General features: G+C 38.8%; 13 protein-coding genes. 1 reads left to right on the top strand and 12 read right to left on the bottom strand.

Going from position 1 to position 15,104, the window contains the following annotated elements; translation table 11 throughout:
* Positions 1–2 precede the first annotated feature (2 nt).
* The 12 genes from MMB69_RS21280 to MMB69_RS21225 form a co-directional block, all read right to left on the bottom strand.
* On the bottom strand, positions 3–2,771 hold the full coding sequence (locus MMB69_RS21280) for a bifunctional diguanylate cyclase/phosphodiesterase (RefSeq protein WP_269871661.1): 2,769 nt from the start codon (positions 2,769–2,771) through the stop codon (positions 3–5).
* Positions 2,772–2,857: 86 nt separating this feature from the next.
* Positions 2,858–3,385: a GNAT family N-acetyltransferase gene (locus tag MMB69_RS21275; RefSeq protein WP_277448398.1), complete on the bottom strand. Its 528-nt coding sequence runs from the start codon at positions 3,383–3,385 to the stop codon at positions 2,858–2,860.
* Between the two features lie 109 nt (positions 3,386–3,494).
* Complete coding sequence (locus tag MMB69_RS21270; RefSeq protein ID WP_013056190.1) at positions 3,495–4,046, bottom strand: hypothetical protein; 552 nt, start codon at positions 4,044–4,046, stop codon at positions 3,495–3,497.
* A gap of 341 nt (positions 4,047–4,387) precedes the next feature.
* Positions 4,388–5,149 (bottom strand): serine hydrolase, encoded by a 762-nt coding sequence (locus MMB69_RS21265; RefSeq protein ID WP_277448397.1) that lies wholly within the window; start codon positions 5,147–5,149, stop codon positions 4,388–4,390.
* Between the two features lie 14 nt (positions 5,150–5,163).
* A complete protein-coding gene (locus MMB69_RS21260) occupies positions 5,164–6,171 on the bottom strand; it encodes an ABC transporter ATP-binding protein (RefSeq protein WP_277448396.1) in 1,008 nt (335 codons plus the stop codon).
* Between the two features lie 12 nt (positions 6,172–6,183).
* Positions 6,184–7,089: a C40 family peptidase gene (locus MMB69_RS21255; RefSeq protein WP_277448424.1), complete on the bottom strand. Its 906-nt coding sequence runs from the start codon at positions 7,087–7,089 to the stop codon at positions 6,184–6,186.
* A gap of 31 nt (positions 7,090–7,120) precedes the next feature.
* Positions 7,121–8,065, bottom strand: a complete 945-nt coding sequence (locus MMB69_RS21250) for a S66 peptidase family protein (protein ID WP_277448395.1) — start codon at positions 8,063–8,065, stop codon at positions 7,121–7,123.
* Positions 8,066–8,153: 88 nt separating this feature from the next.
* Positions 8,154–9,797, bottom strand: a complete 1,644-nt coding sequence (locus MMB69_RS21245; protein WP_277448423.1) for a peptide ABC transporter substrate-binding protein — start codon at positions 9,795–9,797, stop codon at positions 8,154–8,156.
* Positions 9,798–9,820: 23 nt separating this feature from the next.
* Positions 9,821–10,819: an ABC transporter ATP-binding protein gene (locus tag MMB69_RS21240; protein ID WP_277448394.1), complete on the bottom strand. Its 999-nt coding sequence runs from the start codon at positions 10,817–10,819 to the stop codon at positions 9,821–9,823.
* Positions 10,820–10,823: 4 nt separating this feature from the next.
* Positions 10,824–11,762 (bottom strand): ABC transporter permease, encoded by a 939-nt coding sequence (locus MMB69_RS21235; protein ID WP_277448393.1) that lies wholly within the window; start codon positions 11,760–11,762, stop codon positions 10,824–10,826.
* 1 nt (position 11,763) lies between these two features.
* On the bottom strand, positions 11,764–12,693 hold the full coding sequence (locus MMB69_RS21230) for an ABC transporter permease (protein WP_013056182.1): 930 nt from the start codon (positions 12,691–12,693) through the stop codon (positions 11,764–11,766).
* Positions 12,694–12,707: 14 nt separating this feature from the next.
* Positions 12,708–13,532, bottom strand: a complete 825-nt coding sequence (locus MMB69_RS21225; protein WP_221785614.1) for a M55 family metallopeptidase — start codon at positions 13,530–13,532, stop codon at positions 12,708–12,710.
* 252 nt (positions 13,533–13,784) lie between these two features.
* Here MMB69_RS21225 and MMB69_RS21220 point away from each other — a divergent pair, with 252 nt between their 5' ends.
* Positions 13,785–15,080 (top strand): purine/pyrimidine permease, encoded by a 1,296-nt coding sequence (locus MMB69_RS21220; protein WP_221785615.1) that lies wholly within the window; start codon positions 13,785–13,787, stop codon positions 15,078–15,080.
* The last annotated feature ends 24 nt before the right edge of the window (positions 15,081–15,104 follow it).

Genomic DNA, 15,104 nt, shown 5'->3' with positions numbered 1-15,104 from the left:
ATTTAATGAACAAATTCTATTTTCTCTTCGATTTTATGAAATTTCTCATAAAATTCCTCCGCTGAAATCGGTTTGGAGAAATAGTATCCTTGCACTTCATCACATTTTTCTTTATGAAGAAGTTCTACTTGTTCAACTTCTTCTACACCTTCTGCTACGACGGATAGCTGCAAACTTTTTGCTAGTGTAATAATGGCTCTGACAATCGATACTTCCGTTGTATTAGGATCTAAATCTTTAATAAAAGACCGGTCAATTTTCAGCGTATGAATAGGCAGCTTCTGAATATAGCTGAACGAGGAGTATCCTGAGCCAAAATCATCAATCGAAATAAATACTCCTGCATCTTTTAAGATTTGTAGCTTTTCGATTGTTTGCTCAACATGCTTCATCGTAACACTTTCTGTAATTTCAAGTTCTAAATATCGTGATTCTAACTCTACTTCACGCAAGACACCTAACACATAATCAACAAAATCAGTTGTACCAAAATCCACGCTTGATATGTTCACACTCATTTTTAAGGGAGGAAGTCCTTGAAGCTGCCAATACTTATTTTGATGGCACGCTTTTTTTAATACCCATTTCGTCAGTGTAACAATAACGCCTGTTTCTTCAGCAATCGGAATAAATTCTGCGGGAGAAATGACGCCCATCTCGGCATGAGTCCACCGGATTAAAGCCTCCACTCCAACAATATGGCCACTTTGAATATTGACTTTCGGCTGATAGTGAAGCTCCATTTCGCCCAGCTCAAAAGCCTTGCGTAACCCATCTTCAATTCTCATTCGTCGCGTAGTATGAACCTGCATTTCTTTTTGATAAAACAGATAATGATTACGCCCTTGTTTTTTGACTTCATACATCGCTAAATCAGCATGGCGAACTAGCACTTCAAGCGACTTTCCATCTTTAGGAAATAAACTAACTCCGATGCTTACCCCTAAATAAACATCTCTCGATAGCACTACAAAAGGAGTGGATAAGCAGTCATTTAATGATTGACAGATTTTTTTCACTTCTTCATCCGTCCTATCATGCAGTAAAACTAAAAACTCATCTCCTCCAAAACGCGAAAGCACATCTTGGTTTCTTAGGCAGCTCTTCATTCGATCGACAACCTGAAGCATAAGCTGATCTCCAGCATGATGACCAAGCGTGTCATTTACCTGTTTGAAACGATCTAGGTCTAAAAATAAGAAATGAAGCTTTTTTCCTGAAGCTGCTGCTGAATCAATGGATTTCTCTACAATGTTTGAAAACATACTTCGATTTGGTAAATCTGTTAGCATATCGTGAAAAGCCATATATTGAAGCGATTCTTGAGCTTTTTTCTGTTCCGTTACATCTCTAGTTACTGTCTGAAATAGCGTTTCTCCATTAATTTGAATGAGCGTAGATTTTACTTCTAAAAAGAGTTCCTTACCTAACGCATTAAACATTTTCAACTGAGCTAATGGAGGTCTTGGCTCATCTTTTCTATCCTTTACTGCCTTCAATCCTTTTTTAATATCAGGAACTTGTTCAGATGAAAAGAAATCATATAACGATTTACCAACGAGCTGCTCTTCCGTTACTCCTAAAAGCTGAATCATAGCATCATTCACAGACACGACCTCTTCTTCTCGATGAACCATAATGGCCAATGGAGAGGAGTAAAACAAGTTTTCATAGCGATTTTTTGCTTCAATCAACGTTTTTTCCGCTTCGCGCTCTTGCGTCATATTGCGGATATACAGCATATACTCAACCGTCTCTTCAATTCCTACCGCCATCACCGTTATTTCAACCGTAACTTCTCTATTACTTATCAAAAGGGAGTGCTCAGTTCGTCCATCTTGTAGAGAAGAAAATTTATAGAAGGGCAGCAGCTTAACAACATTACTCCCAATTACATCTGATGCTTTAAGAGAGAAAAGCGTTTCCGCTGCATAGTTGAGCGATAAAACATGTCTTTTTTCATCGATCACCAAAATAGCATCCAGGGCGGATTCAAAAAAAGCCCATTTTAAAACTTCTTGTTTTTGTACGCGTCGATCCATAAAGATGGTTAAAAACACAGCCGTAAATAGGCAGACAATAAAAAAAACAATAACGACGGATAAATATATTGGATTTAAGGCAAAACCGTTTGAGTGTTCAGACATTGATATTCCTGAAAAAGAAGCTGCCTGCATGCCCGTATAGTGCATACCAGCAATAGCAATGCCCATAATAGTAGAACAAATAACCTTAGCAAAAACGGTAAGATTCCCTTCATTTAGCTTTGAGTAAAAACCAAGCCACAAAGCTGTATTAGAAGCAGCAACAGCAATAAGAATAGAGAGAAAAACGATAAATGGATCATATGAAATCATAATTGGCTCCATAGCCATCATGCCCAAATAGTGCATAAAAACAATTCCAGCTCCCATAAAGCTCCCTGCAATGATAAGTGCTTTTATACTTTTCTTTTGTTTGTGAATGAGGTAGAGGCCTATATAACATCCCGTTATCGCTCCCAAGATTGAGAGAAGAACAAACCATAAATTATATGAAACATCTACGGGCAAGTGAAAAGCAAGCATGGCGATAAAATGCATTGACCAAATGCCTATTCCCAATGTAAATGCCCCGCTGATTAACCAAAACTGAATAAATTTTGCCCGGGAAATTTTCACACGATTAGCTAACCCAAAAGAAGCGTACGCCGCAGTAATGGCGATAAGGAAAGAGAGTGTAACGAGTAACTCATTGTACGTCCCTTCTAGTAAATGTGTATGATGATTCATTCATGACCTTCCTTCAATTCGTTCTTTTCTTTGTTATCGGTTAAGGCCTAAAAATATTTACTATTTCAAAAGAACTTATGCTTGATTTACTTCTTACCTTTTGAACGTCCTGACAATATCGCGCTCACTTTTTCCTTGTTGACGGTGTATAAACAAGTACAATCATCTGACTCATACCCCTCTTCTAGTTGAAACGAAAATTTTTTTAAAAGAGTAATTGAATCTTTATTATTAGGATCAACTTTTGCTTCAATTTCTTGTATATGAAACTCTTCAAAAGCTTTTTCTAGCAAAAGGCAGAGCGCTTCTGTCATGAGGCCTTTTTTCCAAAAAGCTCTGCCTAAATCATACCCAATCTCTGCTTGCTTTTTAACATAATCAATACGGTTTAGACCGCAGGTTCCAATGATCTCATCGGAAGTCTTTAATCGAATAGCATAGCGTGTTGCTTTCCCTTCTTTCGTCAAACTTTGGAGAAGTGCAATCATGCTTTCCGCCTGATAAAGCGTCGTAAAGGGCTCAATATTCATATATCTAGTAACCTCTTCATCCGACCAATATGCAAAAACTTTAGAAGCATCTTTTTTTTGAAGAGGAGATAAATATACCCTCATCCATGTTCTCCCTCCTTTTGGTGAATGATGGAGCAAGACAATTTCATCTGCGCCTCTTTCACCTCTTAAAAAATCTCACATGGTGCACGGAACATGTGAGATTTGACATTTAACTATTTTTTGATTGTGCATCGCGCAGCTGCGTATATAAACGATTAATTGCTACAGTCATTGACTGTTCATAGGAATGATGATCATAATAAACTGCTATATTTTTTAACATTTCATACGTTTGATGATCAAGCTGCACCTCAAGCGTAATTTTTTCGTCAATTGTTGCTGTTTGCAAATGATGAGGCAAGTCCTCTTTTGTAGACACTTGCTCTGCAATATGAATTGCTTCTTCTACTGTTTCAATTCGACCGTACTGATGCACCCATCTTCTGCCCATTTCAATCGTATCTTTTACAAACTGACGATTGGTAATGGTATCTTTAATATTAAATTGATGATCTGCCACATATACAGATTGATACAAGATTACACTGATCACTTCGTCTTTTAAATTTAATTTTCTCAGCTCATCAATTAAATCCGCTATATATTTAGGTAATGGACTAAATGTCCCTCGCACTTCCTTAATTAAATCCATGGCAATGGATTCAGTTGAATTACGTTTAAATGCTTTTATAATATCTATCATTACATGTTCGTTTGCCATACATACACCACCATTTATGAATCGAATAATTTCATGCTCCTTGCTGCTTTGCATAGACATTCACTATTCGTTTAAAATATATACTATTATTCTATTATATAAAAAATATGAATAAGTTGGTATAGGATGAATGATTTATCATTATTTTTTCATAAAATTTTATGAAAAAGAACATGTTTATCTATTACTAGCACAAATCCAGCACAGCAAACAAGGGTCTCGCTAAAATCTGAGAAGACAAGCATTTATTATTAGTAAATGTGAGTTTTTCTTTGATAGAAGACATTAAATAAAAGCGACCAAACCAATTCCGCTTATTGAAGTATATGGTCAAAAGATTTTTAGATATTAGATGACAGAAGGTATCCAATATCAGCAATTAATCTCCTTCCCTGTTCATTGTCACTTAGTCCATCTATCAAAACAACGGCATAATACGTTTCGTTACCTCGCATGAGAATAGCACTATCATGTTCTGCTCCCTGTAGTTCTCCAGTCTTATTCACAGCTTGAAAAGCTGATCCTATACGTGCTGGAAGCTTATGCTGAAGCTGCTGCATTTTTAACATTCTCATTATTTTTTCGCGGCTAGATTTTTGCAAAAGGTTTCCTTCGTATATTTCCCTTAGACACTTTACTACGTCAGAGGCACACGTATAATTATCAATCCCTTTTTCAACAGCGATTTCGTCCATCATATAGCGGTTTAAAACGGTTTTCTTTAATCCTAGATCTTTAGCACATTCATTAATTTTTTCAAATCCTACTAAAGAAATGAGCTCATTTGTAGCTGTGTTGTCAGAAACAATTATCATAAGGGTAAGCAGCTCTTCCACTTTAATATATGTTAACCGCGGAAGAGCTCTAAGTACGCCTGCTCCGCCAACCGTGTGTTTTTCGGTTCTTTGAATGACAGATGTTAAAGCCAATATGCCCGCATCAATTTGACGAAACGCTTCTATTGCAAGCAGCAGCTTGATTGTACTTGCTGCTCGTTGTTGGATAAAAGAATTAATCTGTATGGATTCTTTTCCTTCAATATGAATACGTATAAGTCCATTATTACTCCGCTTCCATGTAGTAACTGCATCTTCGATTTTCATTCTCGCTCTTTCCATCATTTTGTCGCAGCTGTTTCCATATAGTTGTTACTCATTATCTTTTGATTGTATAAGTGACAGGCTACAAAGTGACTGTCTTCAACTTCCTGCCACTCTGGCTTTTGAGTCTTGCAGGCTGCTACTGCAAGAGGACAGCGCGTATTAAACACGCAGCCAGAAGGCGGGTTAATTGGACTCGGTAATTCTCCTTTAAGAACAATCCGCTTCCGATTATCCTCAACGTCAGGATCAGGGATAGGAATAGCTGAAAGTAGAGCTTGAGTGTAAGGGTGAAGCGGTTTTTGATACAGCTCCGAACTTGTTGTTAATTCTACTAAATGCCCTAAATACATAACTCCAATACGATTGCTTATATGCTTTACCATCGACAAGTCATGTGCAATAAATAAATAAGTTAACCCTTTTTCTTTTTGGAGTTTTTTTAATAAATTAACTACTTGAGCCTGTACAGACACATCTAAAGCAGAAATAGGTTCGTCTGCAATAATGCATTCTGGATTTAGTGCTAAAGCTCTCGCAATCCCTATACGCTGGCGCTGCCCGCCGCTGAATTCATGAGGATAGCGATTGGCATGATCACGGTTGAGCCCGACATCTTCTAGCAGCTCATACACGCGGTTCAGCATCTCTTTTTTATTCGAATAAAGTCCGTGAACCTCCATTGGTTCTGAGATAATCTCCTTCACGGTAGAACGAGGGTTTAGTGAAGCATACGGATCTTGAAAAATCATTTGCATATTACGATGAAAAGCAAATTTTTCTTTCTCTGATAGCTCATGCACGTTTTTCCCTTTATAAAGCACCTCTCCTGATGTACGGTTATACAACCCAATGATTGTTCGCCCGGCAGTTGATTTTCCGCAGCCGGATTCACCAACAAGTCCAAAGGTTTCTCCTTTTGAAATATGAAAAGACACGCCGTCTACTGCTTTCAAAACCTGCTTATTCGTAATCGGAAAATATTTGCTCAGCTGCTTTACTTCTAACAAATGCTTTGTTGTCATAACTGCCACCTCCTAATAATAGCGCCGGGCTGCGCACAGCTCTTCTTCATAAAGCGTTCCTTTTAATTCAATCAGTTCAACGGTTTTACCTGTTTTAGGTGAATGAAGCATTTTTCCTTTACCATAATAAATACCAACATGGTGGATAGACCCTTCACCTTTTTCATGAGCAAAAAACAGCAAATCTCCAGGTTGAATAGAGGCTAATCCTACTTCTTTTCCTTGCCTTGCTTGATCGGTAGCGTCTCTCGGAATAAGATATCCGTTTGCTTTATGAGTAGCATAGGCAAACCCGGAACAATCATATCCCCAAGCACTCATGCCACCCCATAAATATGGAAGATTCAAAAACTGTTCTCCTGCTGCAATAATCATATCCCCAGTTCCTTTTACTTTACGGTTTCTATCCTCTATTACAACAGCATCTTGACGTTTTATTCTCCCACTGCCAACCGGCGTTTGAACTTCTAGCCATTCTTTATCTTCTTTTAAAAGAGGCAGGTGCGTTTGATAACTAATTTGCAAGGCTTCTTCCGCTAGATGCAGTGTCGCAATCGCTGCTGATACCACTGCCGTTGGTTTATTCAATGGAAAATATTCAGCTTGAGAAATCAGTTGGTGGAAAGGAACCCACCCGGGATATCCTCTTTCATCTTTAGAAGAAAACTGAGAAGGAATAACGATTTTTGCCCATTTACCTTTCATTTCTGTTACATACACTTCTTCTCCTAGTAACAGCTGCGTTTGAACTAAATTTTTCTCACAAAGCTCCAACCGACGTGTATACGTTAATTGTTCTAGCCATTTATCCAGTTTTACTGGGAAACTTATTGCATTGTCGTCTATTTCTCTGCTAGAGTCATAGGAAGTCCAAACAGTCGCCACAGCTACACAAACGTAATACGTTTTTTTATCCACCACTTATTTATCCTCCCTGCAGGTTTAACCTTCAGCGTTCGACTTTATCTTTTGGTAATGTAATACCGGATTCGAATTCTACCATTCGTTCATAAGTCGACATCGTGGCATAACTTCCAATCGCCACAGCTGTTTGAGGAGAGCAATGCCCGATGCGAAACCCTCTCATAACAGGCTTTTTTAAAGAAGTCAGGTAACTTGTTAATGCCATTTCTAATGAAAGCGACTCCGTACGTTTTTTAGGATAGCAGTTATGAAAATCTCCAATAATAATTCCCGCTGCATCCTGCAGTTTATTGGCCATATACAGCTGTGTCATCATGCGGTCAATTTCATACGGCTCTTCATCAATATCTTCAATAAATAAAATTCGATTTTTTGTATCTAGTTCAAATGGTGTGCCAAGCGTGCTTACCAGCAAAGTAAGATTTCCTCCTATCAGCTGACCAGTTGCTTCTCCTTCACAAATAGTGTCGAGCGGACTAATTTGATCCGTATAGCACAAAGAACCGTGAGAAAATAATTGATAAAAAGCTTGCTTCGTCTCTATATGAACATCTTCTTTTCCGAGATCCGACGAAAGCATTGGCCCGTGAAAGGTAACCAAACCTGTGCGCTGATGAATAGCCGTATGTAAAAACGTAATATCGCTATACCCCCAAAAAACCTTTGGGTTTCGTTTAATTAAATCGTAGTTTAATTGCGATGCAAGCCTAGCAGTCCCGTACCCGCCGCATGCACAGATAATTGCCTTTACTTGCTTATTGGCAAACATCGCATGTATATCGGCTGCTCGCTGTTCATCAGTCCCTGCCAAGTACCCGTTTTTTTTATATAAATGCTCGCCTGTTACTACGTTTAATCCTATTTCCTTTAAATATTCTATTCCTTTTTTTAGATTGTGCTGATTAGGCGGACTAGCAGGTGCAATAACAGCTACTGTATCACCTTTTTGTAATGGTTTTGGTTTTATCATTTGTGACACTCCTTTTGTGTAAAGAAATGAAGAAAGTGAAACTTGGGTCAGAAGGGAATTGAAATCCCCTCTGACGAAAAGTTCCACTTTACTGTTTATCTGCCCACTTCAAATCTAAATAGCCAACAGGATGACGAACAATTCCAGATACGTTATCTTTGATTAAAAACACATAGTTGTAGAAATGGATAGGAATGATCGGCATCTCATCAAATAAAATACCTTCTGCTTTGTACATAAGCTCAAAACGTTTTTTATTATCCGTTTCGTTCATAGCTTGTTTAATTAACTCATCATATTCTTTATTGCTCCAAGCTGTACGGTTCATTGAATGACCCGTCTGGAAGCTCTCTAAAAAGTTAATTGGATCTGCATAATCAGCTAAAAATGAACTTCGTGACAGCTGAAACTTTAACGCTTTTTGTTCTTCTTGGAAAACATTCCATTCCATATTGGCAAGCTTCACATCTACGCCTAGATTTTCTTTGAACATTTGCTGCAGTGCTTCTGCTATTTTTTTATGCGTATCGTCTGTACTGTATGTTAGCGTAATAGCTGGCAGCTTTTTATATCCTTCTTCTTTCATTCCTTTTTTCAGAAGTGCTTTTGCTTCTTTGCCGTCTGTTTTTAATAAGTCGCCGCCCGTTTTACGGAAATCCTTTCCATCTGCATCTTTAAATCCGTAAGATACGAACCCGCGAGCTGGTTTTTCTTTATTCTTTGTAACAAAATTAACAATTTGATCTTGATCTACAGCCATTGCAAATGCTTTACGGATATTTTTGTTTTGAAAGGGCTCTTTATCTAAGTTAAAGCGGTAGAAGTAAGTTCCCGCTTGGTCTTCGATATGAACATCTCCATCTTTCAACAGCTTTTCACTTAAATCCGATGGAATCTCAGAAACATCTAGTTCTCCATTTTGATACATTTGATATTCTGTGTTTGTATTTTCAACAATTGCCCATTTTACCTTGTCGAGCTTTACATTTTCAGCATCCCAATACTGATCGTTTCTTTCCATGACTAGATTACTGTTATGCTTCCATTGAGTTAATTTGAAGGGACCATTAGCAACAAACGAATCTGCTTCTGCAAACCATTTCGGATTTTTTGTTGCTACTTTTTCATTAATTGGGAAGAACGCTGGATTGGAGACTACGCTTAAGAAATAGGCTTGCGGACTTTTAAGCGTAACTTCAAAGGTTTTGTCATCTAGCGCTTTTACCCCTACTTGATCAGCACTGCCTTTACCCGTATTAAATTCTTCTCCACCTTGAATGAAATAGCCTAAAAATGCCGCTGGAGAACCAGTCTTAGGATCTAACAGCCTCTTCCAAGCAAATACAAAATCACTTGCTTTCACGTCATCTCCATTTGACCATTTAGCATTTTTTCGTAAATGAAACGTATAGACCTTTTTGTCCTCAGAGATATCCCATTTCTCGGCCATTGCTCCTTCAGGCTCATCGCTTTTTCCTAAACGAGTCAGCCCTTCCATTAAGTTATTAAGCATATTCCATGAATATGAATCAAATCCAATAGGTGGATCAAAAGACGTAGGTTCTGCGCCATTATTCATATAAAGGACCTTACCGTCTTCTTTTGCTGTACTGCTCTTCTTTTCCGGCTCCGCGCCGGAGTCTTTTGTGGCCGTACAGGCAGCAAGTGCAAATATAAGTACACACATCATTAGTAAAGACCCTATTTTTTTCATCATTTCCCCCTCTTTCATAAGTTTTCTATTCATCTATAAATCTAGCTTATAGTTGTTACAAATTTTTGGGCTCTCTCATCTTGAAGCCAGCAGTGCACTTGGTGACTTTCTTTCAGCTTTGTCGACGCAGGATACATCCGATCACACACTTCCATTACGTAAGGACAGCGAGGTGCGAACGAACATCCGGATGGAGGTGCAAATAAATCGGGAGGTGATCCTGCAATAGGCACAAGCTCACTTTCGTATAAATCTAACCGAGGAACTGAACGCAGCAATCCTTTTGTATACGGATGCTGCGGCGTATAAAAGATGTCTCTTCTTGTTCCAATTTCTACAATTTTCCCTGCATACATTACGGCAACACGGTCAGCTACCTGAGCAACTACTCCTAAATCATGGGTAATTAAAACAATGGAGACATCCTTTTTCTGCTGAATATCCTTAAACAACTCTAAAATCTGCGCTTGTATCGTGACGTCAAGGGCTGTGGTAGGTTCATCAGCAATTAGCACTTCGGGATTGCACACAAGGGCCATTGCAATGACAATACGCTGTCTCATTCCCCCGCTAAATTCATGAGGATATTGTTTTAGGCGTTCTTTAGGATTTGGAATTCCGACTAGCTCCAGCATTTCAAATGCTTTTTCTTTGGCTTTTTCTTTTGAAATGTTTTCATGCTGCATAATATTTTCTGCAATTTGCTCACCTACGCGAAGAGTTGGATTAAGCGCAGTCATAGGATCTTGAAAAATCATCGAAATATCAGCGCCTCGAATGTCTCGCATTTTCTTTTCTGATAGTTTTGTTAAATCCTGGCCTTTAAATAAAATAGATCCGCTTGTGATCCTGCCCGGAGGTGTCGGAATTAACCTCATAATACTTTGAGATGTTACGCTTTTTCCACACCCTGACTCTCCGACAATCGCTAGTGTTTCTCCTTTATGTAAATCAAAACTAACGCCTCTTACAGCTTGAACTCGCCCTCCGTAAGTGGAAAACTGTACGTGTAAGTCTTTGATTTGGATCATTTTTTCCATTTGCTTACCTCCTTAATTTCGGATCAAGTGCATCTTGCAGTCCGTCTCCAAGGACATTAAAAGCAAACATGGTAAGAGAAATAAAAAATGCGGGAAAAAACAAACGCCACCAATAGCCTGATAGAATCGTTGATAAACCATCGTTTGCCATTACTCCCCAACTGGCATAAGGAGCCTGTACACCCAGCCCTAAAAAGCTTAAAAAAGCTTCAGCAAAAATGGCAGTTGGTACGGTTAGTGTCATTTGAACGATAATCGGTCCCATCGTATTTGGAAGCAGATTTCGCTTAATGATACGACTAGTTTTTGTTCCAAACGTTTTAGATGCAAGCACGTATTCATAGTTTTTTATTTGCAATACTTGCCCCCGTACAATTCTCGCCATCCCGATCCAACCTGTAACGGAAAGTGCCACGATAATCGTAGAAAGCCCGGGGCCCATGACTACCATTAGTAAAATCACCACTAATAAATAAGGAAGACCGTATAAAATTTCAATTACGCGCATCATGACATTATCTGTTTTTCCTCCTTTATAGCCTGAGAAGCCCCCGTAAATGACACCGATGATAAAATCAATAAGCGCTGCCATCAGCCCTACAAATAAAGAGATTCTAGCACCGTACCATGTCCGAGTGTACATATCTCTGCCTAAGTCATCCGTTCCAAACCAATGACTAGATGAAGGAGGAAGGTTTTGCTCTGTAAAAGAAGCTTTCGTTACACTGTAGGGTGAAAACATAGGGCCGAATATAGCCATCACAACTAGGATGATTAAAAAAAAGAGACCCAGCATGGCTAACTTGTTTTTTACAAGCCTGCGCCAAGCATCATGCCAATAAGAAAGACTCGGCCTTACAACTGCTTCAGCTTCAGATTTCTGTTTTTTCTTTGGCACAAACCACTCATCAGGAATTTGCTTATAATCCTGTTTTTCCAGCACGTTATCCCTCCTTCTTATACAGTTTGATTCGTGGATCAAGTATTCCGTAAGCAATGTCTACTAAAAAAAGCATAATGATGAGAATCGAACTGTAAAAGACCGTCGTGCCCATAATTACCGGGTAGTCTCTCGTATTAATACTGTCCACAAAATATTTTCCCATGCCAGGAATAGCAAAGATTTGTTCAATAACAAATGTGCCGGTTAATACGCTGGCTGCAATCGTTCCAAGAACTGTTATAACGGGCATTAAAGCATTTCTAAGCGCATGCTTAAATACAATTTTTACTGGCGAAAGCCCTTTTGCACGCGCTGTTCGAATATAATCTTGAGTTAGTACTTCTATCATGCTTGAGCGAGTCAAACGTGCAATAATAGCCATAGGACCTGTGGCAAGAGCTAAAGTCGGAAGAATCATATGTAAAGGGCTCGTCCACGTAGCGGCAGGTAAAATTTTCAAATTAACTGAAAGCTGTTGAATTAACAACGTGGCCATAACAAAATTTGGAACCGATAATCCGATAACTGCTATGCTCATCGCCATGTAATCAATTATTCCATTCCTTCTAAGAGCAGCGATAATGCCTAGTGTAATACCGGAAATCACCGCAAGAATTAACGTCACCATTCCAAGTTCAAATGATACGGGAAACCCTCTTCCTAAAAGGTCGTTAACCGTTTGAGACGGCTGTTTAATGGAAGGGCCAAAGTCAAAGGTAACAATGGATTTTAAATAAAGAATATATTGCACAGCTAGCGGCTCATCTAAGTGATAAAATGATTCCAGGTTTTTTTGAACTGCATCGCTTGTCGCTCGTTCTTCATTAAATGGAGATCCAGGAATCGAATGCATTAAAAAGAAGGTTAAGGTCACAATTACCCACAGCGTAACAAGCATGGATAAAAATCGTTTCAGAATATAACTTTTCACCTTTATCCCACCTTCTAACAGAATGTTGTGCGCGTAGCTAATTCAGTCATAACAAGCATGGCCTGATAAGCTTCTAAAATATCTTTTGCTTGAAACCGAACGGTCGTCGTTCCAGGCTCAATTTCTGTTCCCGGCATTAAATGCGCCCACTCTGCTTGACCATAATTTGCAAATTCTATTCGTAAGGTTGGATGTTTAGGTGGAATTAAAGGTTTAATAAGGTGTTTGTGTTGAATAGCTGCGGCTGTTTTTTCTTGAAGTAATTGTTCTGCTTTCTTAGGGGTTAATGTTTTGGCTGCAGAACGTGAAATGGCTTGTTTGACGATAGCGGTCGTCACGTTTGGAATAAGCTGCTGTGCTTCCAGCGCCGTTTGGTCATCACCGGCTACCATTAAAACTGGCACGCCGTAATAGCCTGCGACGTATGCGTTGAAGCCTAACTCTCCAATATTCGTATCGTCTATGTACATATTGCGAGCACCAAATATCATCGAATGAGACATGACACCAGGCATGGATGCTTTAGCATGATACCCTAGAAACATAGCACCATCAAAAGTCTGATCTAATCCCTGTACCATTGAATATGGTTTTACGCTCCCTGAAATAAGCTGAGTTTCTGGATGAAGCCGTTCAACAAGGAGATTATTCATACTCGAATGACTGTCATTTACCACAACTTCTGAGCACTTTTCTCTAAATCCTGCATAAATTACTGCATTTGCTTCATCCGTCATTATTTTGCGGCTTCTTTCATAATTTTCTTTCTGTCGCAGAACATTTGTGTGATCGACGAGTCCCGTAATTCCTTCCATATCAACCGACAGGTATAGTTTCATTTGTCTTATTCCTCCTCCTTCCTTGACTGTTAGTCAGTTCATTATAAATTATTCTTATGTTTATAATTTATAATTGTAAGAAAATTATAAATTATCTTTCTTCTTTTTACAACAATATATTGAATTTTTTGACACTTTACTCATCTTCCTTTTAACAAGATATCGCTTACAAATTGGAAATCCCATGGTAAAATAATAGAGTAGCCTGTTGGTTCATTCAGCCGCTCGTCGGCATTAATTGAGGTGTTAAGAATGTTTCGAGTTTCCATTGCTTCACTACAATGGTTTTTATTTATGATTTCTAATAGTATGATTGTTCCTATTGTAATTGCTTCTCAGTTTCATTTAAACGCAGCGGATTCTATTCAATTTTTACAGCGAACGTTATTTATTTTAGCTTTATCCGGGCTCTTGCAGGTATTTATAGGGCATAAATACCCAATCATGGAAGGACCAGCTGGCGTTTGGTGGGGCGTCTTTTCTCTGTATGCGAGCCTTGGAACCGTTCTGTTTGGTTCTCACTCTGAAACGCTCCGCGTGCTGCAGTTCACCCTCCTTATAAGCGGGATAATTGCTATTTTGATGAGCCTGCTTGGTCTCATTGATAAACTAGCAAAATACTTTACACCGACAGTTACCGGTACATATTTAATTTTATTAGTGACGCAGCTAAGCGGTTCCTTTTTAAAAGGAATGTTTGGTATTACAGAAACGAATTCAGCTATTAAACTTCCAATTGCGCTGGCTTCAGCTGCAATTTTGCTGCTGACTTTTTATTTATTATCGCACCGGACGTTAAATAAGCTCAGCATTATTATTAGTATTGGTGTAGGCTGGGGAGTATTTGCAATGCTAGGGTTAGCTAAACCTATCGAGTTTCAGGCGCAGTTATTTTACATACCTAAAGTGTTCGTATTTGGAGCTCCTCGCGTTGAATGGAATATGGTTGTTACTGCTTTTTTTGTGACGCTCATTTTAATTACAAACATGCTCGCTTCTATTCGTGTTGTTGAGTCTGTTTATAAACACAAAGGAGAAAAAGTTGAAAAAGACAATATTAAGCGTTCCGGGATGGTTTCGGGTATAAGTCAGCTGCTTGGAGGATTGTTTTCAGGTGTCGGTGCCGTTCCTATTTCCGGTTCCGGTGGATTTATTTCAGCTACAAATCTTTATAGCCGAGTTCCTTTTATTGTAGCATCGTGTCTTTTGCTTTTTCTGAGTATCTTTACTCCTTTAACGTCCATTATGTCCGCTCTTCCTCCTGCAGTCGGATACGCGGCAATCTTTCCTGTTTTTACAGGGATGATGGCTCTTGGAATTGGAGAATTCAAGCATGCCAAACAGCCCGAAAAAGCAATGAAAAAAGCCGGTATTGCGTTGCTGTCGGGGATAGGGGTTATGTTTTTGCCTTCTCAAGCTTTTTCAACACTGCCACCTTTAGTTACTACGTTTTTAAGCAACGGATTAGTTCTTGGCACCATTATCATTCTTGCACTGGAAATTTCCGAATCACTTTCTTTGAAAAGACAAGGTGCAAAAGAGGGATAAAAAAAGAAGCTGAAACTCAGCTTC

This window comes from Priestia sp. P5 (assembly GCF_029522155.1).
GTDB lineage: Bacteria > Bacillota > Bacilli > Bacillales > Bacillaceae_H > Priestia > Priestia megaterium_E.
This window is presented reverse-complemented; position numbering and strand designations above follow the sequence as displayed.

What these genes read in the sequence shown, in the direction of transcription:
- MMB69_RS21260 (WP_277448396.1), bottom strand. Translation starts at nt 6,171, where the DNA reads ATGACAACAAAGCATTTGTTAGAAGTAAAGCAGCTGAGCAAATATTTT.
- MMB69_RS21280 (WP_269871661.1), bottom strand. Translation starts at nt 2,771, where the DNA reads ATGAATCATCATACACATTTACTAGAAGGGACGTACAATGAGTTACTC.
- MMB69_RS21220 (WP_221785615.1), top strand. Translation starts at nt 13,785, where the DNA reads ATGTTTCGAGTTTCCATTGCTTCACTACAATGGTTTTTATTTATGATT.
- MMB69_RS21225 (WP_221785614.1), bottom strand. Translation starts at nt 13,532, where the DNA reads ATGAAACTATACCTGTCGGTTGATATGGAAGGAATTACGGGACTCGTC.
- MMB69_RS21270 (WP_013056190.1), bottom strand. Translation starts at nt 4,046, where the DNA reads ATGGCAAACGAACATGTAATGATAGATATTATAAAAGCATTTAAACGT.
- MMB69_RS21245 (WP_277448423.1), bottom strand. Translation starts at nt 9,797, where the DNA reads ATGAAAGAGGGGGAAATGATGAAAAAAATAGGGTCTTTACTAATGATG.
- MMB69_RS21240 (WP_277448394.1), bottom strand. Translation starts at nt 10,819, where the DNA reads ATGGAAAAAATGATCCAAATCAAAGACTTACACGTACAGTTTTCCACT.
- MMB69_RS21265 (WP_277448397.1), bottom strand. Translation starts at nt 5,149, where the DNA reads ATGAAAATCGAAGATGCAGTTACTACATGGAAGCGGAGTAATAATGGA.
- MMB69_RS21250 (WP_277448395.1), bottom strand. Translation starts at nt 8,065, where the DNA reads ATGATAAAACCAAAACCATTACAAAAAGGTGATACAGTAGCTGTTATT.
- MMB69_RS21275 (WP_277448398.1), bottom strand. Translation starts at nt 3,385, where the DNA reads ATGAGGGTATATTTATCTCCTCTTCAAAAAAAAGATGCTTCTAAAGTT.